Source organism: Microcoleus sp. AR_TQ3_B6 (assembly GCF_036702785.1).
Lineage (GTDB): Bacteria > Cyanobacteriota > Cyanobacteriia > Cyanobacteriales > Microcoleaceae > Microcoleus.
The window spans coordinates 16,938-42,220 of sequence record NZ_JAUBVJ010000017.1 but is presented as its reverse complement, the minus strand read 5'-3'; the positions used below and the strand labels follow the sequence as shown (position 1 = coordinate 42,220).

The window sequence follows — 25,283 nt, the reverse complement described above, 5'->3', positions numbered from 1 at the left end:
AAATGCCCACCCCACCAATAACCTACGCGCCGACAGATTCCTTCGCTGCGTAAAGCACCTCAACGGTAATCTTATCAATCCCCCGATCGCGCGCAAACTTCTCAGTATTCCGCTTCACCTTACCCCGCACAAAACCAGGGATTTTATTCAACTCAGCCTGTCCATCCTTCGTCCAAGCCATATCAGAATCAGCCGAAATACCCTTCGTAATCACTTCCTTAGTATCGTGGCCGCCGAAGATTTCCAGCAAGTGGTCTTCCATTCCCAAAGTAAAGGAATTGTACACCAAATCTACGCACTGATTCGTGCCTTCATAACCCAAAAATGGCTTGTAGCCGATCGGGAAATTTTGGACGTGAATCGGTGCAGCAATTACGCCGCAGGGAATATCCAACCGCTTACCGACGTGGCGTTCCATTTGCGTACCGAAAATCGCCGAAGGTTCCGCTTTGGCGATCGCATCTCCGATCGCCCCGTGATCGTCCGTCACCAGCACTTCATCGCAATACTCGCTTACCTGTTCCCGGAACCAATCAGCATCGTGTTTGCAGTAGGTTCCAGCCCACACAACGTGGATTCCCATCTCGCGAGCCAAAATCTTCGTCATCGCCGCAGCGTGGGTATTATCGCCAAATACAACGGCTTTTTTGCCCGTTAAGTTTTGGCAGTCGATCGATCGCGAAAACCAAGCAGCCTGCGACACAAATCGAGTTTGTTGGTCAATAAAATTCTCGTAATCAACATCCGCACCTTGAGCATTCAACACTTGCTGAATCTTGCGGATACAGCGCGCAGTTTCCACCACACCCATCGGCGTAATATCCACCATCGGCGTGCCGAATTCTTTTTGCAAATACTCCCCGGCCATCATCCCCAATTCCCGATAAGGAACCAAGTTAAACCAAGCGCGCGGCAGTCTTTTTAAGTTATGAACCGAAGCACCTTCGGGAATAACTTCGTTGACTTCAATGCCCAAATCTGCCATCAAACGCTTCAACTCGGTGCAGTCGTGCTGGTTGTGGAAACCCAGGGTAGACATACCGATAATGTTGACAGATGGTTTTTCGCTTTTGGCTTCTACTAAATCGCCTTTTTTGCGGGCTTTGTTAATGTAAAATTGGACGATTTGATCCAAAGTGCGATCGGCTGCTTGCAGTTCGTTGACGCGGTAATGGTTAACATCCGCCAGCAATACATCGCCTTTAGCATCCAATTGAGCTCGTTCCACGAAGTTTTCCAAGTCTTCTTGCAGAATGCTGGAGGTGCAAGTCGGGGTGAGCACGATTAAATCTGGGTGTTCTTCTCTGTCTTTGCGGGTGATGTTGTCCACCACCCGTTCCTGCGAACCCCGCGCCAGTACGTGTCTGTCAACAACGCTGGTAGTTACCGGGGTGAAATCCCGTTCCCTCTCCAGCATGGAACGCATGACGTTAAAATAGTCGTCTCCAATCGGTGCGTGCATGATCGCATGGACGTTTTTGAAGGAAGTGGCTACGCGCAAAGTGCCGATGTGGGCTGGGCCTGCGTACATCCAATAAGCCAATTTCATAAAAAATACTCGGTAAGTGGGAAACTCAGACTCTTTAGACCTGAGAAGAAACTACTTGGCGGTTAAAACCGCTTTGAATCCCCTCGGGCGAGGGGTGGAGGGGTATGGTTGCCCCAAGGCGTGAGGTATGGTTGCCTCGATCTCCCTTGCGGGGTAATGTTAGCACGCGCCTTTGTTATCAGAGCTTTTTAGACCTGCAACACTGCCTCAGTGACTTTAAGACTGTTTAATTGCAGATGACAGGACTCTTGACTAGCTTCGCATCCACAGGGTGTCATGACTCAAATAACGTAGACCTCTAAGGTCTTAGGCCCGTCAGTACAGCTTGCTCGATCGCTCTCACAAGCTCAGTCCCTTTAGGGCTGAGTGACTGACAGGTATTTTTCCTGGTGCTGGTTGAGAATTGCCCGATCGGGCGATTACTGCTAAATTTTAAGGTTGTTTCTGATTTTCTCACCGGATGAATCCTTTAGAAATAGTAACTTTCTGAGGATTTACAGATTTGGTAAATCCTCAAACGCCTTTCCTGCTTGAGATTTGGCTCGTAATCCCAACAAATTGACCTAGCTTTTATGGCAATAATTCTTAATCTTTCCTAAAAATTTCTTCACAGCTAGGCAAATTATCTCGCCCTAGGGTTCGCTGCGGCGAACCAGACAAGGTGCAATAATTCTACATTTTTTGTCAAATTTATATCATTTCCGGTTACATCGAAATGATGTTGACAGTTGACAGTTGACTGTTCACTGTTCACTGCCAACCGTCAACCGTCAACAGTGAACTCGAATTTACTATTGGGAGGCTAACGGAGTTGATATTAGTGGGTTCTAACGATCAGTTAGACTTGTTTATCGATCGCCCAAACAGACATAATTGAGGGAAATTACGGCTCCCGAAGCCACACAGCACGATCGGCAAAACGCCATTGCACCAGTTTAAAGAAAGAATGCAACTCTCTCCCCGTGTTCCCAACCCTGATAGTCATCAGTCATTCCCCATTCTTCAATTCTTTAATCTAAAATCTCAAATCTAAAATGGTATTACTTCCCTCAGCGCCTCGGCCGCGAATTGCAGTTAAAACTTGCACCGCTCAGTTTTTTTAGAACTAGCAATTCGTGCCTTGTCACGGGAAAAAATAAATCTGGCAGCTCAGTTTTTTTAGAACCAGCAATTCGCACCTTGTCACGGGAAAAAATAAATCTGGCAGCACTTACGTATTTTCACGTAATGCGGTGGCGCTCGGCTAAAATCCAGCAATTCCTTGGAAGCTGAAATAATTTATTTGTCCGGATGGCGATCGAGTGTCAGAGTAAAGTGTCCCACACATCCTGTATTTGCGCTCTTGTTAACCTAACTGCTAAGGTGACGAAAGCCCCAGGGGGCTTTTGTCAGCAACAGCTCTTTGCTGTCAAGACGTGCCTTCCCACACATCCCAAAAGATAGCTCTTGAGTGATAATGAAGAATAACATAGGATTTACGAAAAAAAACCCGGTTTATACGATAAAATCCTGGGTTCGTCAACGACTAGCAACGAAGAAACCGGGTTTCTAGCCCGCCGCGCGTAAGTCCTATAAAATTGACCCAGCACACCTAATTTGAGAGAACCCAACTATGATGGCAATTCCCGGCGTTGCAGTTCTCGCTCTCATTTATGAAAGCAGCACTTCCCTGGTTTACCGCGGCCACAACGAGCAGGACAACCAACCTGTTATTATCAAACTTATCAAAGAAGACTATCCGACTCCTGAAGAACTGAATAGATACAAGCGCGAATATGAGATTACTGCCAACTTGAGCCTGCTGGACGGAGTTGTTAAAGTGTACAAGTTGCAGCAGGTGAGAAATAGTCTGGCAATGATATTAGAAGATTTTGGGGGAGAATCTTTAAAAATTTTTAGGGCTTCCCAAAAATTTACCATTCTAGGATTTCTGACGACGGCCATCAAAGTGGCTGAAACTTTGGGAGAAATTCACGGCAAAAATGTAATTCATAAAGATATTAACCCCTCTAATATAGTTTTTAATCCAGCTACAGGACAAGTTAAACTCATAGATTTTAGCATCTCAACGGCATCAAACCTGGAAAAATTTCCCAATAAAAATCCTAATTTTTTAGAAGGAACTTTAGCCTATATGTCGCCCGAGCAAACCGGCAGAATGAACCGGGTAATCGATTACCGAACCGACTTTTATTCCCTCGGCGTCACCTTCTATGAAATCCTGGCAGGACAGCTCCCTTTTCCCACTACAGATCCTATGGAGTTAGTTCACTGTCACATCGCCAAACAACCAGTCCCTCTCGCTGAAATTGCTCCAGAAATTCCTCAAGCTGTTTCAGATATTGTGATGAAATTGTTAGCAAAAACTGCTGAGGAGCGCTATCAAAGTGCTTGGGGACTAAAAGCTGATTTGGAATCCTGCCTGTTTCAGTTGCAAACATCTGGGGTTATTTCCGAGTTTCCTCTCGCCACCCAAGATATTTCCGAAAAATTTCAAATCCCTCAAAAACTTTACGGCAGACAGCGAGAAGTTGAAACTCTTTTAGCGGCATTTGAACGGGTAGCAGCAACAAATAATCGACCCTACCGCAGCGAACCTGCCCAACTTTATGTGCTCAAGAAAGAGAGCAAATCGAGAAAAGAAAGTTCCCGGTCAGTGTTCGCTAGAGGACAGCATAAATCTCGCAGCGAGATGATGCTGATTGCTGGTTATTCCGGCATTGGCAAATCTGCAATGGTGAAAATTTTAGAAAAACCTATTACTCGCAGGCGCGGCTATTTTATTTGGGGAAAATTTGACCAGTACAAGCGGACTATTCCTTACTCTGCGGTTGTTAGCGCTTTTTCGGAATTGGTGCGGCAACTGTTAACTGAAAGCGAGGCTCAATTAGCAGTTTGGCGCGAAAAACTCCGCACTTCCTTCGGTCAAAACGGGCAAATTATTATTGATGTCATTCCCGAAGTTGAATTAATTGTCGGAGCTCAGTCTCCTGTAGCTGAATTGGGTCCGACGGAATGTCTGAACCGCTTTAATTTAGTCTTTCAAAATTTTATTCGCGTATTTTGCCAGCCCGAACATCCGCTGGTAATTTTTCTCGACGATTTGCAGTGGGCTGATTCTGCTACTCTCAAATTGATCGAATTGATGATGACAGATGAAGCTACGCAATATCTGTTTTTAATTGGCGCTTATCGGGATAATGAAGTTAGTCCCACTCATCCTTTAATGATGACTGTCGAGACCCTGCGAAATCAGGAAGCTATCATTAATGAGATTGCTTTGTCGCCGCTGGGGGTGGAAAACATAACTCATTTGATTGCCGAGACGTTGCACAGCGATCGAGAATCTGTCAAACCTTTAGCTGAACTGGTGGTCAGCAAAACAGACGGCAATCCTTTTTTTGTCAATCAATTCCTACAAACATTGTATCAGGAAAACTTGCTAGTTTTTCACCCGCCACAGTCGGGGAGCAAGGGCGGCTGGCATTGGGATATGACTCAAATAGAGCAGTGCGCTATCACTGACAATGTAGTAGATTTGATGGTACAAAAATTGAGAAAACTGCCAAGTTCAACGCAGCAAGTTTTGCGTTTGGTGGCTTGTTTGGGCAACGAATTTGACTTAAATACTCTTTCTTTAATTAATGAGAAAGAAGCGTCGGAAACTTTTTCTCAACTGTTGCCAGCGATCAAGTCTGGACTGATCCTACCCAGTTCGGAATTGGAAAGCAAGTCCTTAGATTACGTGCTGTTTCCGCTATTAATTCTGAATTATAAATTTTTGCACGATCGGGTACAGCAAGCAGCTTACGCTCTGATCGACGACTCGCAAAAAAAGGCAGTTCACCTGAAAATAGGCAGGCAAATCCTAGAAAACACTCCGGCTGAATATCGCGCTGACAGAATTTTTGAATTAGTCGATCACTTGAATGTAGCTCGATCGCTAATTAAAGACGATCGCGAATTAATTGAACTAGCCACGCTGAATTTAGATGCAACTCGCAGAGCAAAAGACGCCACCGCTTATGTTTCAGCATTGCAGTATTTGACCGCAGGTATGGACGGTTTGACCGCCGATATTTGGAATTCCCACTACGACTTAGCCTTTGCCTTGCACATGGAGAGGGCAAATGTTGAGTATTTAAACGGTTATTTCGATAACTCAGAAGAATTTATTAATATAACTTTGGAAAAAGCGCGATCGCCCTTAGAAAAGGTAGAAATTTACAACCTGCTGATCGTGCAGTACACCCTGCGGGCGAAGTACGAAGAAGCCGTTAAAGCCGGAATCAAAGCTTTGAACTTGCTCGGAATTGACTTGCCGCTAGACGGGCTACAAAAAGTCATATCCGAAGAATTTGCAGCAGCCACAGATTTTTTGGCAGGTAGAGAAATACCTTCCCTGATTGACGCCCCCGAAATGACCGTACCAGACAAAAAAGTGGCAGTCAAATTAATTACAAACTTGCTGACATCCGCGTACCTCAAAAATCCAGACTTGTGGAAAGTCAGCGTTTTAAAAGGAGTCAATCTTTCTCTTAAATACGGTTTAGTACCCGAAGCATCTCTTTGCTATGCTGGCTACGGTATGTTCTTAAACGCAGTTTCTGGAGATTACAAAGCTGCGTATCAATTCGGCTTGCTCTCGCTGAATCTCAGCGAAAAATCGGGCAATATCGGCTTGAAGTGCAGAGCTTGTTCATCCCTGGTCAGTATGTTTTATTACTGGTTCAACCACATCAAAGATTCTCACGCAATCAGCAATGAAGGATATCAAGCAGCTTTAGAATCAGGAGATTTAGAGTATGCGGGTTATATCCTGTCCAACCGCATAGCTAACTCATTTTTTCAAGGTAAAGAAATCTCGCAAATTATGGCCGACACGAGCAGGTATTTGCAGTTCAGCCAAAAAACCAAAAATCAGCTCGTAACCGATATATTATTAGGGGTAGAGTTAATCCTGCGAAACTTGAGCAAACTCACTCTTGAAAAGTTTGTATTTGAAAGCGAAGATATCAGCGAAGCTGAATACGTGCACAACTGTAAAGCTCATCAAAATTGGTACTCGCTCTGCCTTTATCAGATTCGCAAATGCCAGGTAATGTACTGGTACGGCAACTTCAACGAAGCGCTACAACTAGCTTTGGAAGTAGAAAAACAGCTATCTTTTATTACCGGAGCGATACCCGCTACCGAATGGAATTTTTTCTTTTCTCTAGTTTTAGCCGCCGTTTTCCCAAATGTTTCAGAAGACGAGCAAAAGCTCTATTGGGAAAAGTTAGAAGCCAACCAAAAACAGATGAAAATTTGGGCAGACAACTGTGCCGAAAATTTTCTGCACAAGTACCTTTTAGTACAAGCAGAAATAGCCAGAATTTCCAAGAAAGATTCAGAAGCTGTAGAACTGTACGATTTCTCTATAAATTTAGCCCAAGACAATGAGTTTGTCCAAAATGAAGCGCTGGCAAATGAACTAGCAGCTAAGTTTTGGTTGAGTAAAGGCAAGTATCAATATGCCAAAATCCACTTGCGCGAAGCTCACTCGTGCTACTTGCGCTGGGGTGCAGTCCGGAAAGTAGAAGATTTAGAACAGAAGTATCCGCAGTTGCGGGAAATGACGCCGCTCAACGGAAGTTTTAAAAACAATCAAACTACAACAACTATTCATAGTTCTACTGGCAGCGATGCGAGAGTGCTGGATTTAGCAACGGTAATGAAAGCATCTCTGGCGATTTCTAGCGAAATTGTCCTCGATAAGTTGCTGGCTTCTTTAATGAGAATATCCTTGGAAAATGCAGGTGCTCAATTAGGTTTTTTGATATTGGTCAGAGATGGTCAACTGTTGATTTTAGCTAAAGCGTCAGTATTTTCTGAAGATGTAGCCGTGCTGCAATTTACGCCTGTTGAAGGCTATCAGGATTTACCTGTGACGGTGATTAATTATGTGGAAAGGACTCGCTCGGATTTGGTGTTGAGCAATGCGGCGGCTGAGGGACTATTTACAGCCGATCCTTACGTCGCCAAACATCAACTCCAATCTATTTTGTGTACTCCAATCATCAATCAAGGTAAACTGATTGGTATTCTTTATTTAGAAAACAATTTAACTGTCGGGGCATTTACTCCCCAGAGATTGGAAGTTTTAAGGTTGCTTTCTTCCCAAGTTGCTATTTCTTTGGAAAATGCTCTGCTTTACAATTCGGTGGAACAGAAAGTCCAAGAGCGGACGCAGGAGTTAAATGAAAAAAACGAGCGTTTAGAACAAACTTTGCGCGAGCTTAAACTAACTCAAGCTCAATTAATCCAAACGGAAAAAATGTCTAGTTTGGGTCAAATGGTGGCTGGTGTAGCTCACGAAATTAATAATCCTGTAAGTTTCATCTACGGCAATCTCAATCCGGCTAGCGAATACGTTAGAGACTTGCTAAAGTTGATTGAGCTTTACCAGGAACACTATCCCGAACCTGCTGATGAAATCCTGGAGGAAATAGAAACAATTGAGCTGGAATTTTTGAGCGAAGATTTGCAAAAGCTGCTGGATTCTATGAAAGTAGGAGCGGAAAGAATCCGGGACATTGTGCTGAGCTTGCGGAATTTCTCGCGCCTCGATGAAGCGCAAATGAAGTCGGTAGATATCCATCATGGCATCGACAGTACGGTGATGTTGCTGCAACCGCGCCTGAGAAAAGAGGGCGGCCGTTTGGGAATTGAGGTGATAAAAAATTACAGCACGCTACCACTAATTACTTGTTATGCGTCTCAGTTGAATCAGGTATTTATGAATATTTTGACAAATGCGATCGACGCTCTCCTCGTAGCAAGAGATTGCCCGGAAAACTCTCAGGAACAGCCTACTATTACAATTTCTACAGAGGTGACAGACAGGAAGTCTGTCATAATTAGAATTGCCGACAACGGGCCGGGGATGAGAACTGAGGTGCTGCACAAGATTTTCGATCCGTTTTTTACAACTAAGCCGGTGGGCTCGGGAACTGGTTTGGGATTGTCTATTTCTCACTCGATTGTTGTCAGTTCTCACGGCGGAAAATTGACGTGCGTTTCTGCACCCGGAGAGGGGAGCGAGTTTATTATTGAAATTCCGATCGCCCCACGGCAAGTTTTGTAATCGGCGCTACTATCAACCAAAATTCCCAAATCAATTAGAGGTAGCAACCATTAACAATCCGGCCACGCCTTACGTTTACTAAACTTTGAATTTGCAATTCAAGCTCGGCGAAAACTCTGCAGTAAAGCCGATCGATCGGGTTTCGACAAAAGGGCGAGATCCCTTTGGGAGCAGCACTGAGCAGTTTTCATCACGGGTGGCAAGGCTCAGGAAAAGCATAAAAAATGACATTTTTTTACTTAAAAAACTTAAATTTTGTGTGTATAAACATGATGGAAATGTATAGTATATCTCATAGGTTGCACCATTCTCAATTAGCCTTTTATAAACAGGCAAGATGCCTGTTTATAAAAGATAAATTTTCTTGTGGAACAGGCATCTTGCCTGTTGCTGACAATGGTGCAAGATATCAGGTATATCCCACTAAAAGAAAAGTAATTTTTGAGCATGAACATACGTCAATTCGGCAAAACTAAGGCGCTCCGATTGCAGCTCATACTGATCGTGCCATTTGTTTTGCAAATCTTTGGAGCAGTCGGTCTGGTGGGATATTTGTCGTTCAAAAATGGACAGAAAGCGGTAAACAACCTGGCGGAGCAGTTGATGGATCGAACCTGCAGCACGGTGAATCAACATCTGGATGCTTATTTATCTATTCCGCATCAAGTGATTCGGATTAACGCCGATGCGATTCGGATGGGATTGCTAGATGTGCGCGATCGCCAAACCCTCGCTAAGTATTTCTGGCACCAAATGCAGGCCTATGACCTGAATTACATCGGCATTGGGCTGACCACGGGTGAGGGAGTAGGAGCCGCACGCTACGACGGCAAAACCGTCGTGATTGATGATTGGAGTCCCAAACCCCCGAATAATGTCACCAACTATGCCACCGATAACAAAGGCGATCGCACTCACGTCGTGACTATTTATGATTGGGACAACTTCCAAGAACCCTGGTACACCGAACCCGTGAAAGCAGGTAAACCCATCTGGTCGCGGATCGTCACCGTAAATTATCCCAATTATCCCTACATCGCTGCCTCCGCTGGTCGCCCCATCTATGACGCAAATAATCGCTTGCTAGGAATGGTTGGAGTCGATATCCATCTGTTGAAGCTGAGCGATTTCTTGCGGAATATAGATGTCAGTAGCTCAGGGCAGGTTTTCATCATGGAACGAAATGGGCTGTTGATTGCTAATTCTGCGAAAGAACAACCCTTTACCACTGTCAAGGACGAGATTCGGCGTTTGAAGGCGATCGACAGTGGCAATCCCATAGTGCAGGGAATTGCCAAACAAATCCAGCAACGCTTCAAAGGGTTTCAATCCATTTCTAAAGAAACGGATTTCCGACTTGATTTTCAGGGAGAACTCTACTATGTGCAAGTCACTCCCTGGCGCGACCAATATGGATTGGATTGGTTAGTGGTGGTGAGTGTGCCAGAAAGCGAGTTCATGGCACAGATTGATGCCAATACTCGCACCACAATCTGGCTCTGCTTAGCAGCATTGGGGGTAGCTTGTGGGATGGGCGTTCTCACCTCCGGCTGGATTGCGCGTCCGATTCTGCGACTGAATCGGGCGAGTGAGGCAATAAGATCTGGCAACTTCGACCAAGCTGTAGAAGACAGCGGCATTCAAGAACTCAACGCCCTTGCCAACTCCTTTAACCACATGGCAAGACAACTGCGCGAATCGTTTACGGCCTTAGAAAAAAGTAATGCAGAATTAGAAGACCGGGTGGAAGACCGCACCGGTGAACTCAAAAACGCCCTAAGTGAGTTGCAACACACCCAATCACAGATAATTCAGAGCGAAAAAATGTCTAGTTTGGGGCAACTGGTTGCGGGAGTCGCCCACGAAATTAACAACCCGGTCAACTTCATTCACGGCAACCTCGTCCATACACAGGAATACGCCCAAGATTTGTTAGGGTTCGTGCAGCTTTATCAACAGCACTATCCTAACCCTGCTGACGAAATTCAAATCGCAGCGGAAGAAATCGACCTGGAGTTTTTGCAAGAAGACCTGCCAAAAATGCTGTCTTCGATGAAAATGGGTACCGATCGCATCCGCCAAATTGTCCTGTCGCTGCGAAACTTTTCGCGGATCGACGAAGCAGAGTTTAAGGCAGTCGATATTCATGAGGGTATTAACAGCACCCTACTGATTTTGCAACACCGGCTTAAAGATAGACCGGAACGACCGTCTATTGAGGTGATCCAAGACTACGGTTCTCTACCGCTGGTGGAATGCTACGCCGGACAACTCAATCAGGTGTTTATGAATATTCTCACCAATGCGATCGATGCTTTAGAAGATGGCAATGCTGGTCGAACGTTTCAGGATATCCAGGCAAATCCCAATCAAATTAAAATTATGACTTCGGTGGTTGATGGCCGCTGGGTGCAAATTGCGATCGCGGATAACGGGCCTGGTATTCCCCCAGACATTCAGCAACAGATATTCAATCCCTTCTTCACCACCAAACCGATTGGAAAAGGCACAGGGATGGGAATGTCGATCAGCTATCAAATTATCACGGAAAAACATCAGGGTAAACTGGAGTGCTTCTCTACTCCTGGTGAGGGAACTGAGTTTGTGATTCAAATTCCCCTCCCCTAACAAGTCAGCGAAGCTATCTAGGGCCAAGTATCAGCCGTTATTAAACCATTTGACTAAATGCCTGTTACATATAGTTTTGGACGCAGAAACCGAGCAAATATAGAGGACACGGCAGTGCCGTTTCCCTACAGCTCGCGATCGCTTGACGGGTGTACTTCATCAAGGTGAAATCTGCTGTATATAAACTGTTAATAACAAAATCTAAACCCGTCACTTTAGTTGAAATTTTATGTTTTAACTCACATCTTGCAGCATTGTCAATAATGTCATGTCCGATCGATTGACCACAATATCCCTGCCGGGCGGGTTTTTGAGATTGGAGATTGTTGGCAGATATTGTTGGTGAACCCGCGTTTTGGTTAAGATGTAATAAATAAGCTAAAAAGCAAGCAGGTAGCCATGACAGCCACCCTGATTCAAACCCCACAACCGGGAGTTGTGCTGAAAAATATTAGTTGGCAGACTTACGAATCTCTGGTAAACGAGCTAGCCCAACAGCGGGGAATTCGTTTAACTTACGATCGAGGTACTTTAGAAATTATGACTCCATCAGCACCCCATGAGGGGAACAAACAAATCTTAGGGCGTTTTGTAGAAACAGTAACAGAAGAGTTAAATGTAGAAATTCGCAGCTTGGGTTCTCTGACTTGCAGGCGCGAGGATTTAGAACGCGGATTAGAACCGGATCAGTGCTACTACCTTGAGAATGAGGAAATTGTCCGCAGCCTCAATCAAATCAATTTGAATCAAGATCCGCCACCGGATTTAGTAATCGAGATTGACATTACTAGCAGTTCTATTAACCGCCTGGAATTGTATGCAAGTTTGGGCGTGCCAGAGGTTTGGCGTTATGACGGTTCGCGTTTAATATTCTATCAGTTAGAAGGTCAGGAATATGTAGAGCGGGAGGTTTCTCCTCACTTTCCTTTTTTGTCAACCTCTGAGATTATGGGATTTTTGGAAAGGCAAAAAGATGTGGGGGAAACGTCGATGATTCGAGGGTTTAGGCAGTGGGTGAGGAGTCAAATTCAGTCAGGGGAATGAAAGGGATATTTATCTGTCTGAAAGCTAAAAAAATATTTTTTAGCTATAAATTCAAAAGAATACGCAGTCTTTCTTCTACCATCATTAATCTCGTGTTGGGTTCAAGTCAATCAGCCATATATCACCCCGTGATGGTTTGGCGGATGTCATTCCAAACCATCCTCTAAAGTGATATCCCAAGCTTCCCGTTCTTCAAGTTCTTCTTACCAAGCTTCTGGGCGATCGCGTAAGGCAAGATAAGCTTGGTTGGCTGCTGCTAAAAACTGTTGTCTTCGGTATTGTTCGATCGCTTGTTCGAGAACTGTTTCGATTGGTTTTCCTGAGAGTGCAGAGATTTCTACGAGGGTTTGATAAGATGTATTGCTAATTGTAACTGTAGAAGTTTGATCCATATTACTTTTTTACTTACCTCGACGTTACGCAACTATTATAGCTTAAAAGCTTGGGGTAGCACAGGCGGGACGCCCGTGCCACAAAAAAACGCCTGTATATCACAGTTAATCGACATCTAAATGCAGTTTGAGAGCAGCATTTACCAAGTGCATGATTTCCTCACTCAAACTTCCCACTGCATCGCTGGTGATTCGCTGTTTAGAAATTGTCCGTACTTGCTGTGCTTGTACTTTAGAAGGTTTGGATAAACCGCTATCCTCTGGATTTAGTAAGACCTCGAAAGGGTAGACACGGGTTACATTAGAGGTAATTGGTAGAATTGTAACTGTATTGGCGGCACGGTTATTAGCCTCATTGCTCACCACCAATACGGGACGGCGTTTATCTATCTCAGAACCAACGGTAGGACTTAGATTAGCGTAGTAAATTTTACCACGTTTCATCTGTCAATCCATCCGCAAGTGTTAGATCCCAAGCGGAGTCTAATTCACTGGATGCTTGCCGGTAAGCAGATTCTAGTTCTTGATTCCGCAGCAATTCCAAAGCTAATTCAATTACTTGGGAGGGCGAGTTGCATCCTTTAGCAATTTTGTAGCTTTCAATAAAGTTTACTAGCGATTGTGATAGGGAAATTGATATTTTTTCAGCTTGCATTATCTTAGCAATTAGTAATTACAAAGATTTTTACTTAATTGTAGCACAAGCAGTAAACTAGAGTAAATTATACTATTACAGGGCGATTCCCTAGGGGATAACACCGATTGTCTGGTGTGTTAACAAAATAGGTTGCCTGACTTGAACCTGGCGCTGTCGGTTCAAACATCGCCTCAGCCAGAAATGATATCATTTCCGGTTACACCGTCCGTGATGTTGACGGTTGACGGTTGACAGTGAACAGTCAACCGTCAACCGTCAACCGTCAAAAGTGAACTCGAATTTACTATTCCGATCCTAACGGATTTGATATGACCAGTGATTAAAAATGACTTGTTTTACCGATTCTGAAGGGCTAGGATTATTCTGCATATTTGTTCTCATCCCTTGCTCGTGGCTGAAAATAGACTAATGAGTAATGACTGCTGACTAATGACTACTGAACTAAAGCCTGCCGCTGAGCCTCCAGCAATTCTTGAATCCCGGTTTCTGCTACATCCAAAATTTGATTTAACTGACTCCGGCTGAAACTTCCGGCTTCGGCAGTTCCCTGAATTTCGATGATATTCAAATCTCCATTCATTACCACATTACAATCAATTTCAGCCGCCACATCTTCAAGATAATTCAAATCTAAAAATGGCTCGCCTTCCAAAAGTCCGACAGACACCGCCGCCACTTGACGAATAATGGGCGATCGCACTAACTCACCTTTTTGCACCAACTTGTTCAAAGCATCAGCCACAGCCACAAACCCGCCAGTAATTGAAGTCGTGCGAGTCCCCGCGTCCGCTTGCAAAACATCCGCATCCACAAGTATGGTGCGTTCTCCCAATAGTCGCATATCCAAGCACGATCGCAAACTGCGCCCAATCAACCGCTGAATCTCTTGAGTGCGTCCCGATAACTTCATAAATTCCCGTTCTTGTCGCTGCGGCGTAGAACCAGGCAACATTCGGTATTCCGCTGTCAGCCAACCTTGTCCGGTATTCTCCAGAAATCTCGGCACTCCCGGCTTAATTGTCACGCTGCAAAGTACCTGAGTATCGCCACTTTTTGCGAGTACGGAACCGCTAGCAAATTTCGTAAACTCTCGATCGAAACTAATTGGACGAAGTTGATTTGGTTGTCGGCCGTCGGGACGCTGGAAAGACATAATATTTAGGTGATTCGTAAGGGGTAATTGGGAATTAAAAACAGGGAAATTTGCCTTAATCTTCCGGCTTTTTAAAAGTCGTTAAATATGCAGTCATTCAATCTAAAATCTAAAATCTAAAATCTAAAATCGTCTGACTATTTGCCCTTAGCCTCGATCAATTTGAGAATATCCTGCTGGACTTGTTCAGGCGATTGGTCCCCATTGACAGTTAACAGTTTGTTGCGGTAGTCGTAATACTCTAAAAGAGGAATAGTGCGTTCGTGGAACAAATCGAGCCGACGCTGTAAAATTTCAGGGTGGTCATCCGATCGAGCCCGATCGCTCGATCGCCTCAGCAAAACCTCGATCGGCACTTTCAACAAAATCGCCCAATCTAGCTGCTGAGCCAAATCCTCCAGCAAAAAATCCAACTCCTCAGCTTGAAAAGCCGTTCGCGGATATCCCTCCAACACCCAGCCATTAATGACATCCCACAGCAGCAGCCGGCGGCGAAAGAATTCAATCATAGTTGCATCGGGAACTAATTCCCCTCTTTCGACATAAGACACCGCCAGCTTGCCTAAATCTGTGTCTTCTGCGATCGCCTCCCGTAGAATGTCTCCCACAGCCAGCAGAGGAAGGCTCAAATTGCTGCACAGTAGTTCAGCCTGAGTTCCCTTTCCCGCTCCTGGCCCTCCCAGAATCACCAATCTCACAGTCCCTGCTCCTAGTGCCGCGACATTCAAATTCTACGCGATGTGTACCTTTTCTTCACAGTCCTGGACTTCCCAAGACTCTCATCGCCTGGCTTTTTCACCCTCTAACTATCTAACAGGGGCGATCCCCGCCGTATTTTGGTAAAAAAACCGTTTCTGCCTAAGTGCTTGCTTGAGTTCAAAAATCCAACAAACGACTGCGAATGCCACTGCCGCTAGCTTTTGACAACTTGTATATCTAGCGTTCGATCGGATGTGCACCCGGCCCAGTACACTATATATTGTCAAGCAGGCTTCAGCCGCGCCAAGGTCGGAGCTGCACTCAAGACTTAGTTGCTGATTAAATATTGCCCTATGGTTGCTCAGTTACAAACCCCTAAACTCAATTTAACCCACAGCTTGCCCTACACAGTTCAAGGGCTGGTGCAAGTCTTTACAGGCCCGCACCGCTGCTTTTTTACCAGTGTCATGGCTGGGGCCCTCAGAATTGCAGGACAGGGATCCCCGGTGCTGGCGGTGCAGTTCCTCAAAGGGGGAATCAATCAAGGGCATCAGCATCCGGTGCGGCTGGGGCAAAATTTAGATTGGGTGCGGTGCGATTTGCCCCGCTGCATTGACAAGGCCGATTTAGATGAGCTTGAGACGCAATCGATCGAACAATTGTGGCAGTATGTTCAAAATGCCGTGCGCGAAGGCCGTTATTCCCTAGTTATTCTCGATGAATTGAGTTTAGCGGTGAATTTGGGCTTGATTCCCGAAGCTGAAGTGGTGGAATTGATTGACACCAAGCCGCATCATTTGGATATGATTTTTACCGGGCCATCCATGCCCCAAATAATTTTGGATGTTGCCGACCAAATTACTGAAATTCGCCGCAGTTAAGGAAAATGATTCAAGTTGCGAGATCCTTTTTAGCGATCGCATTTTTTATTTAACAAAAGAGGATCTCGCTTAGCTCAAAGAGCGATCGCAGGCCGATCAATTTACCAGCGACATTACGCTTGAACTACCGGATCGAACACAACAGTCAATCGATCCGCCGGAACCATCCGCTTGAGAATTTTCAAGTGACCGTCTGCATCAGACCAACTGCGAAACTCACCCACAACCACCTTTTCCACATTTGGGAGCGAGCGAACTACAGTCCACGGCTTGAGACGTTTTTCTTGCAACATAGATATATCTCCTTGCTAAATTGGAGCCAAAGCCAGTCCCCATGCTTTTCCACGGACCAGGACTGGCCTGCGACTTTGTACGCTTGCCCTTCTCTAAAAACATATCACAAAAAAATGGTTTGTGATTATATCTTATTTTCTGAGTTTTTTGTACATTATTTATATATAACATATCGCTCATGACATATCGCTGACGATCGGCAACCTGTAATCAGCTCCTACCCATCTACAGCGTCTGTAGGTAATACAATTTTCGATTTGAGATTAAATAATTGAAAAATTGGGAATGACTTATTCTGTATGGGTTTCGAGCGTGCCTACAGTTGCATTATTTTTTTAAACTGGTATAAGTCCGCGGGAGAGAGGAAGAAAAGCAGAGGAGGAGAGAATTTGACCCTTTTGACCGAAAGCATCCAGGATACAAGCCCCCGGATTCATTCCGAAAGCAGACTCAGGACCGGGGAAATAAAAAACCTGTATCCGATGAAAATTGCCTAACGTATTTATCCGTGGGGTCAATGCTTCAATCTAAAATCTAAAATCTCAAATCTAAAATCGACTGACCCCTTGATTGAAATATGCAATTCAAAGCCGTCACAGCTTATTGAGAACAGAAAGAATTTAAAAACTTGTTAACTCTTTAAATAATTGCCAGATGAGCCATTATTCCCCGATTCTTCCCTGTTCCTTCTTGCGTAGAACCTCGAACCTCTTCCCTCGAACCTCAACATCCATCCGCTAAATGCGTTATACAATCCATTGCCGAACTTCCTGCTTCCTACAAATCCCGCCGCGACAGCAGAAACCAGATCCCACCCAAACCCAAAACACCGCACAAAACCCCGCCTTCCCACCCAAAAACAGTCCCCCCCGGCAAATGTCCAGGCTTTGCCTTAGAAGTAAAATTCAGCTCCGTATAGTATACCCACTGGTCGTTAACCCGCCAGCCCACTCGATCGCCAAACTTCTCCCAAACTGTAGCATCATAAACACCAGCCTTTCCCCCCGACTTTACCCACAAAGCCTTTTGCACAGAAAAACCGAATCTGCGGTGACTGTGCCGCACCCAAAGTCTATCGATAGTCTGCAAATCCTTAGCTGGAAACTTCCTAATATCTTCCTCGCTCAAATAACCCCGTGAAACTTGCTCCATCACCTCCAGCATTTTCACAGAAGTTTCCTCATCAGCACCCCGCCAATTTTTAGCAGCCAGCAGCCTTGCCAAGTGAGAATAATCAATACCTTTTTCCGACTCTAAATTCTCAGAAACTACCGGAGACTCAGCCACCGGTTGAGTCGGTACAGAAGGACTGAGAACAGTTGCCTGCTGCAACTTGTCCAGCCCTGGGAGAACAACAACAGGAGGTTTTAAAGCCTCCAAAACTTCCACAGCCGACTTGTAGCGGTCTTTAACATATTCCTGAATCAACTTATCCAAAACCTGACCTAATTCATCGCTAATTTTTGTTCCTTTCGGCAAAGCCTCCCTCCAAAGCCAGCGGCCTTCAAGCGGGTCGTAAAGGTCATCGTGAATGTCCCCGTAGATATCGAGATAAGGCATAACAGAAGTCAGCAAGCGAATGCAAGTCACCCCCAAACTGTAAAGGTCGCTAGCAGGAACAGCCCTACCGTGACGCTGTTCTAGAGCCGCGTAGCCGGGAGTTCCCAACTTGGTTCCAGTTTTAGTCGGAGCAGCAGCTACTACCTGTTTGGAAACCCCAAAATCTATCAGCACTAACTTACGATCGCGAGAGCGGCGGATCACATTTTCAGGCTTAATATCGCGGTGAATTACATTTCTGTCGTGAACAAACTTCAACAAAGGCAACAAATCTAACAGCAGTTCGTTCGTTTTACTTTCGCTATAAGCACCGTACTTTTCTAACTCATCCTTTAAATTATTGCCATCAATAAACTCTTGCACCAAATACAAGCGTCCATCTTCCTCAAAATAAGAAATCAACTGAGGAATTTGCGGGTGTTTCAGTTCGTATAACCGCCTTGCCTCTTGTTCAAACAGTCGAACATATTTTTTAAAATGACCGGGCTTCCGCTGAAACTCTTGAGGGGGTGACAACTGTTTTATCACGCACAATTCCTCAAATTTGCCATGATTAATAGCTCGGAAAGTCCTGCCAAATCCCCCGTCGCGCAGCGGCTCAGTTGCTGCATAAAGGTCTTTTAGCAGCAGCTTTGAACCACAATTAAGACAATACTTTGTGCCTGGTGGGTTCTGACGCTTGTCTCTTGGGCAATCGAGATTAAGGCAGTATGTCATATATTAAAAAAATGCGAACAAAATTATAGTCAGGGTTTTATATTATTCAAGAGTCCGATCGCGAGCTGGTTTTTGTAGAGGCGAGACCTCGAACCTTACGGAGGCGGCAGCCACCCTCGCGATCGAAGGGGGCGCGATCGCCCTACTGCCCCTGAGCAAGTATAACTCTCTTGAGGGTTTCACCTCAAACTCGAAGTCCAAATCTAACCAAGCGAGTCCGATCCGTGCAATACATTTGATTTAGCGGTCAAATAGCCACTAGATCGAACAGAAATAGTAATTTATTACCAGCCCAGTTAGGTCTGCAACGCCAAAAAAAACTTAGGATTCCCCCTGAGATATAATTTTATTGCCAGAGAGAACCAGACTAACGAGAGCTGCGGCTTCCGTCAAGTTAGATCGACTTTAATATTTTAGCAGTATAATTTTTTACCTAACCAGGCAAAATCAACAATCCAAAACTCCCCAACAAACCCACGTTAAAATAAATACTAGCTCGATCGATCGCAATCCGAGCGATCCCCGACAAGTAGCCAGTTTTCCCTGTTTCCTTTTTTCAGCTATTACCAGTTACATCTATTTCGATCGGTCTACTTAATTAGGAAGCGCCAGTGACACCAAAACTACAGCCCTCTCAAACTCCAAACTCCCCCAAAAAATCACCAAAAGTACCCTGGTTCGAGCGGTTCATGGCACTGGTCGCCCTAGGAAATTTAAGCCTAGTATTATTTGACATAAGTTACGTGCCAGGGCGAGATTTCTACTTCCGGCAACTGCCAGTTCTCACTCAATTATACGACCCATTTAAAGGAATTCAACCCCACCGAGACACCCAGAAATATCTAGAAACCTTAGAAAAATTAAAAATTCAAGTAGTGCAAACAGGCTTGCCCTCCCCCGAAGTAGCAGCCAAATTGCAGGAAATAAACAATCTGAGCGCGGAAATGATCGACGAAGATCCCTTTCGAGTAGCATCAAAAAGTGGCACCCTCGAAAAAATAAAAGACCGGATGCGCGATCGGGTTCCGAATCCGCAAGACTCCGCTAAACAATCATTCCAAACATTCTGGAACCCTGACTATTTAAACAAACAAGGCTGGCAAAAAGAAATCCAGTGGTTTGACGCCAAAATCAAGCCATTAATCGCCACCAACTATTACCGCACCATCGGAGAAAACGGCGAATTCACCGATAACTTCTGGCAAATCGACCTGCCATTTATTGCCATATTCGCGATCGAATTTCTAGCCCGTACCTACTCGATCAGCCGCCGCCACCGCAGCGTCAGTTGGCGGTCGGCCATGCTCTGGCGATGGTACGACATCTTCCTGCTGCTGCCATTCTGGCGCCTGTTGCGAGTATTACCCGTCACAATTCGCATCCACCAAGCCAAAATGCCGGATCTCCAACCCATACGCACCCAAATCAGTCGAGGTTTCGTCGCCAACTTCGCCCAAGAATTGACCGAAGTAGTAGTAATTCAACTCATCAACCAGATGCAACAATCAATTACCACAGGCGAACTAACTCGTCAACTCTTTCAATCCCAAAAACACCGCTATTTAGACATCAACAATATCAATGAAATAGAAGCGATCGCCACCCATCTCGTGCAAATAACCGTCTACAAAGTCCTCCCCCAACTCCAGCCAGACCTAGAAGCCCTCCTCCGGTACAATATTGAAAGCTTCCTCAAACAATCCCCCCTCTATCAAGGATGGAAGCAAGTACCCGGCCTGGGAAACCTGCCCGAACAGCTAGCAGAGCAATTAGTTGCAGAACTGTCAAAATTAGCCACTCTCGGCCCCCAAGATGCCTACGAAGCCTTCAAAATCGCCATCGAAGACCCCATAGGCATGAAACTCTCAAGCCAGCTAGTCCAACATTTCGGGCAAGCTTTAGCAACCGAACTGCAACAGCAGCAAACCGGGCAAGAAATACAACTGCTGCTGTGCGACTTCCTAGAAGAGTTCAAAATCAACTACATTCAGCGGTTGAGCGAAGAAGACTTCGAGAAAATTTTAGAACAAGCCAAAGAACTGCAACGCATAGCCCCGCGTTAGGGCCTGTCATCAGTTGATCCCTAACGCAGTAACGCAGTAACCGCGAATTAGATTGTTCCCACCAAGTTGACTTTGGGCAAGTCGGCAGCAGGTGGGAATGGCTCGATACTGCTTGAGTTTGGCTTCATAAGTTCTCAATCAAGTGGCCAGCTTTATAACGCTCTTGGTGAAAACTCCGCGCGTTCACGTCGGAGATGAAACCTGCGTTGCAGCCTTTAACCGCGAGTTATTCCCACTAATTAAGTTCTCAAAATTTATTTGAAAGTTTGCGGTTAAATCAGCACCCGATGATGGTTGCCGGTGAGGGCAAATTTGACAAGTTGATTGCTAACTTTTGGTGGTAAAGATTTATACTCGTCCTTGGGTTTGACGATCGCATATAACTGTTTGAGATTTAAAGCATATCCCGCCTTCGACCCCGACTGAAAAAAGTGTGGATTCATGCAATAGTTAGCATGGTTGTAGAGGTTTTTTAACAGGAAGGATAAGCGATATAACCGTTTAAAAAATTGATGCTGTCTGTCTACTTAATGTCTTTCAACAACAATCATATTTTATTGGGGCAGAAAACTTTTTTTAGTTGAGATCCGGTAATGTACGGTAAAATCCACGGATTATCTTATCTAGTGTAACACCGCTTCCACGAACAACCGATTCTAGGCAGGATGTCGCACACACATAACCTTCACCTCCCGGCAACAAATCTTTGATCCTTTCCCACTCGTCATCCCCAGCGGGCATAACGGCGACTTGTTCCTTGCGATCGAATCCTTGTAGTCAGTTGTATCTCTACTTTACCTTCCTTGACATCAACTGATGACAAACCCTAGCCCCAAGGATTTGAAGAACCTTAAAATCCTTGCCAGCAATGTGTTCACCTATAATACCAAATTCACTATTAAGCTTACATATAGCGGTTCGATCGCGTGGTGAGGTATGCTCTATGTCCTATGCCCGCGGAGGCCTATGCCCGCGGAGGCCTATGCCTTATGCCAGATAGTACCTCATGTTACTGAGAAAGGCTATAGTTTCCCAGAATTAAAAGAATAGCCCTAACCCCTATCCTGTGTCATAATTCCCTCTGCCACACCGCTTTACTTATTTTTTCTTCCGCTATCAGCAATTAGCCATTACCCAGCTGTAACTCCTGCAAATGAAACTTGCAGGAATTGTAAAGTTTCATGTGCGATCGGCATTATCTACGAGAGTCATCTGTAGGATTGTGCATCAAATCTTGAGCGCGGTACTGAGTTAGACTGCCCTTAGGGTTTTCAGCGGCCTGGCGTGTCATGTTTTTAGTGAAAGAGGTCAATTTTTTTAGACATACATTAGATCAATTTATATGAAGTTTGATGAAATTATACTTTCAAGAGCCAATCTGTAAAGTAAAGTTAAAAACTACTACCAATATCTTTCAACCAAGTAATCTATTAGATATGATTGCTAACTGCTTTCCTCAAGGCTAAAAAGCTTTACAACTGCTAGAAAAAAAACAGGCGCGTCAGCATCTTTAGTCAGTTCTAATTATAAACCTCTCAGAAAAAACACGTAAGTAGCCATGCTTGTTCAAGCAAGTTACTGTCTAAAAATTTTCACTAACTATTAGAGATTGCTTTTCAATATATATTTCCTCCGCCTCATTGCACTAAATCCACTGAGATTTTTCAGCCAACTCGTTACCCCAGGAGTAACACAAATCCATGTCACACACCTCTGCAACCACTTTCTTATCAAACCGTTCTAACAAAAAGGTGTCCCTGCGCCTGATTTTAGTATTCCCATTCGTTGTGCAAATCTTTGCAGCCGTCGGGCTGACAGGTTGGCTATCCTTACGCAACGGACAAAAAGCAGTCAACGAAGTTGCTAGCCAGTTGCGGAGTGAAATTACGGCCCGCATCCAGCAGCAGCTAAACACATACCTAGATACAGCCCCTCGCGTCAATCAACTGAATGCCAATGCCATTCGACTAGGATACTTAAATCCAGACGACTTAGAGAGTACAGAGCGCTATTTTTGGGAGCAACTACAAGCCTTCAATTATATATCTAATATGGGTTTGGCTACCAAAAATGGAGAGTTCATTGCCGTTGAACGTCTAGAGGATGGCAAAGTAATTTTTAAAATAGCAGACAAAGAGCATCGGAATGAACTTCATATCTATGAATCTGATAGCGAAGGCCATCAAACAAACCTCTTACAAATCTCCCGTAACTATGATATACTCACTCGTTCCTGGTATAAAGATAGTGTACGCTTAGGCAAGCCGACATGGAGTAAGATTTTTCCGATTGTCGGTCAAAAAATGCTCTCGCTCCCCGCCGGACATCCAGTGTATGACGCAAGTGGCGAGCTAAGGGGAGTATTAGTTGCTAATTTTCTGCTCTCTTTCGTCAGTGACTTCCTGCACAGCTTAAAAATCGGACGTTCGGGAGAGACATTCATTATAGAACCTTCGGGACTTCTAGTAGCTAGTTCAAATCTCAAAGAGCCATTTATTACCAAGAATGGTGAAATCCATCGCCTGAATGCTTTAGACAGCAGAGATGATTTAATTCGGCTGACAATAGTGCATTTAAAAGAACACTTTGGCGACCTCACTAAAATTAACAGTTCTCAACAATTAGATTTTACTCTCGCCGGCCGGCGGCAATTCCTCCAAGTCATGCCATTTCACGATAGCCGAGGCTTGGACTGGCTGATTGTGGTAGTAATTCCTGAAAGGGATTTTATGGATCAAATTAACGCCAATACCCAGACTACCATTTTGTTGTGTTTGGGAGCCTTGGCGGTGGCTACCGTTTTAGGAATATTAACCGCCGGCTGGATTACCCGTCAGATTCTCCTTTTGAGCGAAGCTTCTAGGGCAATTGCGAGTGGAGAATTAGAGAAAAATGTGCAGGTAAAAGGCATAAAAGAACTAGAAGTTCTGGGTCAGTCTTTCAACCTTATGGCCCAGCAGTTGCGCGAATCCTTTAAGGCGCTAGCCAAAACAAATGCAGAGCTAGAAAGCCGAGTAGAACAACGCACCGCCGAACTCACGGAAGCCAAACAAAGCGCTGATACTGCCAACCAAGCTAAAAGTGAATTTTTAGCGAATATGAGTCACGAATTGAGAACGCCACTCAATGGCATTTTAGGGTACGCTCAAATCCTAGAACGATCGAAAACGATGGCTCCGAAAGAGATCCAAGGCATCAGTATCATTCACCAGTGTGGCTCCCACCTGCTAACCCTGATCGATGACATCTTAGACCTCGCTAAAATTGAAGCCCAGAAATTGGAACTGTACGCGAAAGATTTTCATTTTCCTTCCTTTTTGCAGGGAGTCGCGGAAATCTGCCGCATCCGAGCCGAACAAAAAGGAATTGCTTTTGTTTATCAACCCAGTTCAGAACTGCCTGCTGGCATCCATGCTGACGAAAAACGCTTGCGACAGGTACTCATTAACTTACTGAGCAATGCAATTAAGTTTACCGACTCGGGAGGGGTGACTTTTAAGATAGAACCTCTGGAAAAGGGGACAGGTGAAAACTTACAAAGCAATGAGCCAAAGCCAGCCTTACTAATTCACAAAATTCGCTTTCAAATAGAAGATACTGGCGTTGGTATGACACCAGAACAATTAGAAAAAATATTTTTGCCTTTTGAACAGGTAGGAGACAGCAAGCGTCATGCGGAAGGCACCGGACTCGGTTTAACAATTAGCCAGAAAATTGTCGAAATGATGGGTAGTACAATTCAAGTAAAAAGTCAGTCAGGATCCGGCAGTATTTTTTGGCTAGATTTGGATTTACCGGAAGCAGCAGACTGGGCAAATACACCCACGATTGCCCAGGTAGGAAAGCTACTAGGCTATCAAGGTAGAAAGCAGAAAGTTTTGGTTGTGGATGACAAATGGGAAAATCTCTCAGTCATTGTCAATCTGCTCTCACCCCTCGGATTTGAAGTAATCGAAGCTAAAAACGGTCAAGAGGGTTTAGAAAAAGTAGAAGAGTTTAAGTTGGATATGATTATCACTGACTTGGTGATGCCAGTGTTAGATGGCTTTGAGATGATGCGCCGTATCCGAAATTTGCCACACTATAAAGAAGTGCCAATCATTGCTTCATCTGCCAGTGTATTTGCCACGGATCAACATAAAAGTTTGGAGGGTGGAGCCAACGATTTTCTCGGTAAGCCAGTGCAGGCAGAAGAGCTATTTGAGATGTTGCAAAAATATTTAGAAATTGAATGGATATATGACCAAAAAAAGCAGGAAGAAATCAGCACTATTTCCCTTGACTCTGCTCCTCCATCACTTTCTGAATCGACCTCTTTAATAGCTCCCCCGCCCGAAGAAATGGAAATTTTATTTGAACTGGCTATGAGAGGCAACGTAAAAGGAATTGTGGAGCGCAGTGAGCACCTAGAAAAATTGGATAAGCAATTTGTTTCCTTTGCTATTGAGCTGCGCCAGTTAGCCCAAGGCTATCAGATGAAAAAAATCAAAGAGTTTATTAAATCCCACAGAATATAAAA

At 44.7% G+C, this 25,283-nt stretch carries 15 protein-coding genes; 6 read left to right on the top strand and 9 right to left on the bottom strand.

What is annotated here, in order from left to right; genetic code table 11:
* Nucleotides 1-22: 22 nt before the first annotated feature.
* Nucleotides 23-1,549, bottom strand: a complete 1,527-nt coding sequence (gene bchB / locus QUB56_RS11145) for a ferredoxin:protochlorophyllide reductase (ATP-dependent) subunit B (RefSeq protein WP_332955209.1) — start codon at nucleotides 1,547-1,549, stop codon at nucleotides 23-25.
* A 1,612-nt stretch (nucleotides 1,550-3,161) separates the two neighbouring features.
* On the opposite strand from bchB, the gene QUB56_RS11140 reads away from it, so the two are divergent.
* From QUB56_RS11140 to QUB56_RS11130, 3 genes are all read left to right on the top strand, one after another.
* Complete coding sequence (locus QUB56_RS11140; protein ID WP_332955208.1) at nucleotides 3,162-8,675, top strand: AAA family ATPase; 5,514 nt, start codon at nucleotides 3,162-3,164, stop codon at nucleotides 8,673-8,675.
* 447 nt (nucleotides 8,676-9,122) lie between these two features.
* The gene (locus QUB56_RS11135) at nucleotides 9,123-11,303 is read left to right on the top strand and encodes an ATP-binding protein (protein WP_332955207.1); all 2,181 of its coding nucleotides are present in this window, start codon (nucleotides 9,123-9,125) and stop codon (nucleotides 11,301-11,303) included.
* Nucleotides 11,304-11,702: 399 nt separating this feature from the next.
* On the top strand, nucleotides 11,703-12,347 hold the full coding sequence (locus QUB56_RS11130) for a Uma2 family endonuclease (RefSeq protein WP_332955206.1): 645 nt from the start codon (nucleotides 11,703-11,705) through the stop codon (nucleotides 12,345-12,347).
* Nucleotides 12,348-12,550: 203 nt separating this feature from the next.
* Here QUB56_RS11130 and QUB56_RS11125 read toward each other — a convergent pair whose 3' ends face one another.
* The 5 genes from QUB56_RS11125 to QUB56_RS11105 all read right to left on the bottom strand — a co-directional run bounded on the left by QUB56_RS11125 (nucleotide 12,551) and on the right by QUB56_RS11105 (nucleotide 15,248).
* A complete protein-coding gene (locus QUB56_RS11125) occupies nucleotides 12,551-12,739 on the bottom strand; it encodes a hypothetical protein (protein ID WP_332955205.1) in 189 nt (62 codons plus the stop codon).
* A gap of 105 nt (nucleotides 12,740-12,844) precedes the next feature.
* Nucleotides 12,845-13,183: a type II toxin-antitoxin system PemK/MazF family toxin gene (locus QUB56_RS11120; protein WP_332955204.1), complete on the bottom strand. Its 339-nt coding sequence runs from the start codon at nucleotides 13,181-13,183 to the stop codon at nucleotides 12,845-12,847.
* Nucleotides 13,170-13,394, bottom strand: coding sequence for a CopG family transcriptional regulator (locus tag QUB56_RS11115; protein WP_332955203.1), 225 nt, complete (start codon nucleotides 13,392-13,394; stop codon nucleotides 13,170-13,172). The genes QUB56_RS11120 and QUB56_RS11115 overlap by 14 nt, the downstream gene beginning before the upstream one ends.
* 436 nt (nucleotides 13,395-13,830) lie before the next feature.
* Nucleotides 13,831-14,550: a ribonuclease PH gene (gene rph, locus QUB56_RS11110; protein WP_332955202.1), complete on the bottom strand. Its 720-nt coding sequence runs from the start codon at nucleotides 14,548-14,550 to the stop codon at nucleotides 13,831-13,833.
* A gap of 137 nt (nucleotides 14,551-14,687) precedes the next feature.
* Nucleotides 14,688-15,248, bottom strand: a complete 561-nt coding sequence (locus QUB56_RS11105; protein ID WP_332955201.1) for a nucleoside monophosphate kinase — start codon at nucleotides 15,246-15,248, stop codon at nucleotides 14,688-14,690.
* Nucleotides 15,249-15,602: 354 nt separating this feature from the next.
* Between QUB56_RS11105 and QUB56_RS11100 the strand changes: the two genes are divergently transcribed.
* On the top strand, nucleotides 15,603-16,130 hold the full coding sequence (locus QUB56_RS11100; RefSeq protein ID WP_332955200.1) for a P-loop NTPase family protein: 528 nt from the start codon (nucleotides 15,603-15,605) through the stop codon (nucleotides 16,128-16,130).
* 113 nt (nucleotides 16,131-16,243) lie between these two features.
* Here the strand turns inward: QUB56_RS11100 and QUB56_RS11095 are convergent, their stop codons facing one another.
* Nucleotides 16,244-16,423 carry a hypothetical protein gene (locus QUB56_RS11095; protein WP_332955199.1) on the bottom strand — a complete coding sequence of 60 codons (180 nt, stop codon included), beginning with the start codon at nucleotides 16,421-16,423 and terminating at the stop codon, nucleotides 16,244-16,246.
* Nucleotides 16,424-17,201: 778 nt separating this feature from the next.
* Nucleotides 17,202-18,701 carry a GUN4 domain-containing protein gene (locus tag QUB56_RS11090; RefSeq protein ID WP_332955198.1) on the bottom strand — a complete coding sequence of 500 codons (1,500 nt, stop codon included), beginning with the start codon at nucleotides 18,699-18,701 and terminating at the stop codon, nucleotides 17,202-17,204.
* Nucleotides 18,702-19,390: 689 nt separating this feature from the next.
* On the opposite strand from QUB56_RS11090, the gene QUB56_RS11085 reads away from it, so the two are divergent.
* The gene (locus QUB56_RS11085) at nucleotides 19,391-20,764 is read left to right on the top strand and encodes a hypothetical protein (protein WP_332955256.1); all 1,374 of its coding nucleotides are present in this window, start codon (nucleotides 19,391-19,393) and stop codon (nucleotides 20,762-20,764) included.
* Between the two features lie 272 nt (nucleotides 20,765-21,036).
* On the opposite strand, the gene QUB56_RS11080 is transcribed toward QUB56_RS11085, so the two are convergent.
* A complete protein-coding gene (locus QUB56_RS11080; RefSeq protein WP_332955197.1) occupies nucleotides 21,037-21,207 on the bottom strand; it encodes a hypothetical protein in 171 nt (56 codons plus the stop codon).
* 1,257 nt (nucleotides 21,208-22,464) lie between these two features.
* Here QUB56_RS11080 and QUB56_RS11075 point away from each other — a divergent pair.
* Nucleotides 22,465-25,281 (top strand): ATP-binding protein, encoded by a 2,817-nt coding sequence (locus tag QUB56_RS11075; protein WP_332955196.1) that lies wholly within the window; start codon nucleotides 22,465-22,467, stop codon nucleotides 25,279-25,281.
* Nucleotides 25,282-25,283: the final 2 nt, after the last annotated feature.

Bases quoted from the DNA above. Each gene is read 5' to 3' on its own strand.
- bchB (WP_332955209.1), bottom strand. From the start codon at position 1,549: ATGAAATTGGCTTATTGGATGTACGCAGGCCCAGCCCACATCGGCACT.
- QUB56_RS11140 (WP_332955208.1), top strand. From the start codon at position 3,162: ATGATGGCAATTCCCGGCGTTGCAGTTCTCGCTCTCATTTATGAAAGC.
- QUB56_RS11135 (WP_332955207.1), top strand. From the start codon at position 9,123: ATGAACATACGTCAATTCGGCAAAACTAAGGCGCTCCGATTGCAGCTC.
- QUB56_RS11130 (WP_332955206.1), top strand. From the start codon at position 11,703: ATGACAGCCACCCTGATTCAAACCCCACAACCGGGAGTTGTGCTGAAA.
- QUB56_RS11125 (WP_332955205.1), bottom strand. From the start codon at position 12,739: ATGGATCAAACTTCTACAGTTACAATTAGCAATACATCTTATCAAACC.
- QUB56_RS11120 (WP_332955204.1), bottom strand. From the start codon at position 13,183: ATGAAACGTGGTAAAATTTACTACGCTAATCTAAGTCCTACCGTTGGT.
- QUB56_RS11115 (WP_332955203.1), bottom strand. From the start codon at position 13,394: ATGCAAGCTGAAAAAATATCAATTTCCCTATCACAATCGCTAGTAAAC.
- rph (WP_332955202.1), bottom strand. From the start codon at position 14,550: ATGTCTTTCCAGCGTCCCGACGGCCGACAACCAAATCAACTTCGTCCA.
- QUB56_RS11100 (WP_332955200.1), top strand. From the start codon at position 15,603: ATGGTTGCTCAGTTACAAACCCCTAAACTCAATTTAACCCACAGCTTG.
- QUB56_RS11095 (WP_332955199.1), bottom strand. From the start codon at position 16,423: ATGTTGCAAGAAAAACGTCTCAAGCCGTGGACTGTAGTTCGCTCGCTC.
- QUB56_RS11090 (WP_332955198.1), bottom strand. From the start codon at position 18,701: ATGACATACTGCCTTAATCTCGATTGCCCAAGAGACAAGCGTCAGAAC.
- QUB56_RS11085 (WP_332955256.1), top strand. From the start codon at position 19,391: ATGGCACTGGTCGCCCTAGGAAATTTAAGCCTAGTATTATTTGACATA.
- QUB56_RS11080 (WP_332955197.1), bottom strand. From the start codon at position 21,207: ATGAATCCACACTTTTTTCAGTCGGGGTCGAAGGCGGGATATGCTTTA.
- QUB56_RS11075 (WP_332955196.1), top strand. From the start codon at position 22,465: ATGTCACACACCTCTGCAACCACTTTCTTATCAAACCGTTCTAACAAA.